5 protein-coding genes are annotated in these 2,969 nt (G+C 76.7%); 2 read left to right on the top strand and 3 right to left on the bottom strand.

Annotated features, from left to right (window positions below):
• The first annotated feature begins 227 nt into the window (after nucleotides 1–227).
• Both ACFV0G_RS37770 and ACFV0G_RS37765 read left to right on the top strand, forming a co-directional pair.
• Nucleotides 228–470: a hypothetical protein gene (locus tag ACFV0G_RS37770; RefSeq protein ID WP_380557880.1), complete on the top strand. Its 243-nt coding sequence runs from the start codon at nucleotides 228–230 to the stop codon at nucleotides 468–470.
• A complete protein-coding gene (locus tag ACFV0G_RS37765) occupies nucleotides 470–736 on the top strand; it encodes a hypothetical protein (RefSeq protein ID WP_380557877.1) in 267 nt (88 codons plus the stop codon). Before ACFV0G_RS37770 ends, ACFV0G_RS37765 begins: the two co-directional genes overlap by 1 nt.
• Before the next feature lie 172 nt (nucleotides 737–908).
• Here the strand turns inward: ACFV0G_RS37765 and ACFV0G_RS37760 are convergent, their stop codons facing one another.
• From ACFV0G_RS37760 to ACFV0G_RS37750, 3 genes are all read right to left on the bottom strand, one after another.
• Nucleotides 909–1,679, bottom strand: coding sequence for a maleylpyruvate isomerase family mycothiol-dependent enzyme (locus tag ACFV0G_RS37760; protein ID WP_380557874.1), 771 nt, complete (start codon nucleotides 1,677–1,679; stop codon nucleotides 909–911).
• 193 nt (nucleotides 1,680–1,872) lie between these two features.
• The gene (locus ACFV0G_RS37755) at nucleotides 1,873–2,670 is read right to left on the bottom strand and encodes a hypothetical protein (RefSeq protein ID WP_380557871.1); all 798 of its coding nucleotides are present in this window, start codon (nucleotides 2,668–2,670) and stop codon (nucleotides 1,873–1,875) included.
• A 115-nt stretch (nucleotides 2,671–2,785) separates the two neighbouring features.
• A partial coding sequence (locus ACFV0G_RS37750) for a hypothetical protein (protein ID WP_380557868.1) occupies nucleotides 2,786–2,969 on the bottom strand: 184 nt, incomplete at its 5' end.

The raw sequence follows: 2,969 nt of genomic DNA, 5'->3' as shown, positions 1-2,969 counted from the left end.
GGGGGCCGGGGCGGCCCCGCCCGGGACCCCCGCGGCCCCCCTTACCCCGCACCCCCCCCCCCCCCCCTCCCGGCCCGGGCCCCCCCCCCGCCCCCCCGCGCGGGGGGGCGGGCCGCGGCGTGCCGTCGGCCGCGGTGGCCGGTAGGGGCGTCGATGTGCCCCGGGCCGGGGACAGCGGCCGGGGCGGGGCGCTACCGTGGTGCCGACGCCACGCCCGGGAGTGCGAGATGACCGACCGACCCGCCGGCACCGAACGGCAGACGCTCGACCCGCGGTCCGCCGCGGCACTGCGGGCCTTCGCGGACGAGCAGCGCGCCCGCACCGACCGGCTGACGGCCGCACTGGAGGACATCGCACGCCACGGGCTGCCGCGCGCCGAGGACTGCGTCCCGTGGGAGGTCGTCCGCGACCGGCGGCTCGCCGAACTCGCCGCCGCACCCGCCGACCGCCCGCGGGACACCGCTGCCTGATGCGCCGCCAGCGACGCCGCCGCGCACAGATCGCCTTCACCGCGCTCGCCGAGCAGCAGATCGCGGCGATCACCGACCCCGGCGAGATCCACGCCCTGGACCGTGCCCTCGCCGCGCTCTCCGTCGACCCGGCCATGGGCGACCTCATCGCCGGCACCACACCGGAACTGCGCCAGTACACCGACGAGGTGGAGGCCGTCCGGCTCATCTACTACGTCACCGCGCTGCGCACCGTGGTGGTCATCGCCTACCTGGAGGTCGGCTGACCGGCAGCCGGCCGGCACCGGGCCGGGCGGGGGCTGATCGCCCACTGGTGTCCGGCCCCCGTGGAACCCGGACCGGGCCGAGCGGTGCCACGGTCCTGCCCGGGCGAGGAGCACGAACGGCGCGCCAGCTCGGTCCGCAACGGCCGGGCAACGTGGCGCGCCGTCACGGGTCCTACTCCTCCGGGACCCACTCGATCAGCTGGTCGAGGAGCTCCGGGTCGCCGTCGACCTCCAGCCCGTCCATGGACACCCGGCCGTACATGAAGAGGACCGTGTCGCTGGCCGTGCACCGCACCGAGACGCCGCCGGCTTCCGGGTCGTCGCCCGCGATTCGGGCGGCGCGCGCGCCGTCGCCGTCGACCGTGAGGCGCCAGGAGCGGCCCTCGGTGGTGTGGTAGTCGATGGCGTTGGGCTTGTGCGGCCAGGGGCTGGTCGTCGCGTTGCAGGTGAAGAGGAACTCCTCGACGCCGTCGAGCGCGATCTCGACCGGCAGCGGTTCCGGCGCGCCCACGGTGGCCTGGGCGTCGTAGGTGTGGACCGCGATCTCCTGGAGCTGGTGCCGGGCGACGCCGCCGCAGGTGTGCGGTGTCTGCGAGGCGCCCCAACCGGTGAAGCAGGCGCGGTCCGGGGCGGCTTCGCGCAGTTCGTCCAGGAGCTCCTGCGTCGACGCGGCCATCCACGCCAGCAGGGCCTCGCGCTCGCGCGGTGCGACCGGCTCGCTCCGGGCCGCGGACCTGGCCGTGGCGTCGGGCCCCGAGGCGACGGTGGCGGCCCAGCGGCGACGCCCCTCGCCCAGGTGCTGCACCAGGTCGTACAGCGTCCAGTCCGGGCAGGTCGGGACCTGCACGTCGAGGCCGGGCGCCGAGGCGACCGCTGCGCAGAAGGCCGCGGAGCGGTCCTCGATCAGACGCAGCAGGTCGGAGTACTCAAGATTCTTTTCCACGCCGGGTTGTCTATCACTCCGGCCTGATGATCGAACAGCGATTATCGGGACCCGCCCCACCGGCATCGGGCGCCCCGTCGTCGGACGGTCCGCGCTCCTCACCCCACCCCGAGGCGTGGGCAGTTCGGGGCAGGCGGGCCGTCAGGCACTCGTATCGCCGCCGGCGCCTGCCGCGCAACTCGTCCCGGAACGATCAGTGAGGCCGCCGGCGGCGGTACTCGCCGCTCAGCACCAGGGCGGGCGCCCGGTCGTCGTACGCGCCGCATCCGGTCGCGGACCAGACCGACCACTGCTGCGGTACGGCGAAGTAGGGAACGAGCGCGGCGGGGGAGCGGCGGCCGGTCGCCCCGGCGGGGACCAGGGCCGGCAGGACGTCCGGGGTCTGGCCGGCGAGGATCGCCTGCCGGCAGTCCCGGCAGGCGGGCCTGCGGTCGGCTGCGGCCTGCCGGGCGCCGGTCCGCTGCCGCTGGCGGATCCGGTCGCCCTTGCCCGTCCTGCCGTTCCGGCCGGCTCCGGCGGCCCCGGCGGAGGGTTGGACGGCGGCCGGGCCGTGCAGCGGGTTGTAGAAGCAGCGCACCACCGGTGGGGCCGGGCGCCGATGGGCGTGTTCGGCGTGTGCGGCGGCCAGCCGTTCGACCGAGCGCTCGGCCAGCACTGCGGCCGCCGCCAGGTCCGGCAGGTCGGCCGGGTCCTCCAGCAGCCGCCCGGCCGCCTCGAAGGCCTCCAGCGCCCAGAGGTAGCTGCGCCGCGCCGCAGTCTCCTCGGCGGGCAGCTGCAGCTCGGCGGCGCGCAGGACGTCCCCCGCCGCGGTGACCCGCTCGGCCGCGAAGGCGGCCAGCCGGTCCCGGAGCACCTCCCACTCGCGCAGCAGCAGTTCCTGGTCGTGCTTGGACTGACCCCGCCGGTCCGTGCGCGACGGCGCAGCGTCGTCACGCATCAGCCCGAGGAACCACCAACGGCGGAACACCGACCCTCCCATGGTTCGAGACATGCCCATTCTGCGCGCCGGTACGACCTGCCGTCCGGGCGGGGTCCCGGACTGCGGCGGCCCGGCCGGCACGGGTGCCGGAGGGATCGCGCGGGGTGGTTGCCCCGTCGAGGGTGTCCTAGGCGGCCAGCGGATCCGCCCCCGGCCGTACGGCCTCGGCGGGCAGGCTCGGAGCGGCCGCGACCGTGCCGCCGGCCGGCAGTCCGAAGAGCGGGCGGCCTGCCGGCTCGTCGTCGGGCCGGTCGCCGAGCGCCCGGTACAGTGCCCCGGCGGTGGTGGCGGCGATAACGCGCCGGAGCTCC

Source organism: Kitasatospora sp. NPDC059571 (genome assembly GCF_042735675.1).
Lineage (GTDB): Bacteria > Actinomycetota > Actinomycetes > Streptomycetales > Streptomycetaceae > Kitasatospora.
The sequence above is the reverse complement of the archived record's forward strand: the minus strand, read 5'-3'. Positions and strand labels throughout refer to the sequence as shown.

Coding starts and splice junctions, on each gene's coding strand:
- ACFV0G_RS37770 (WP_380557880.1), top strand. CDS start 228: ATGACCGACCGACCCGCCGGCACCGAACGGCAGACGCTCGACCCGCGG.
- ACFV0G_RS37765 (WP_380557877.1), top strand. CDS start 470: ATGCGCCGCCAGCGACGCCGCCGCGCACAGATCGCCTTCACCGCGCTC.
- ACFV0G_RS37755 (WP_380557871.1), bottom strand. CDS start 2,670: ATGTCTCGAACCATGGGAGGGTCGGTGTTCCGCCGTTGGTGGTTCCTC.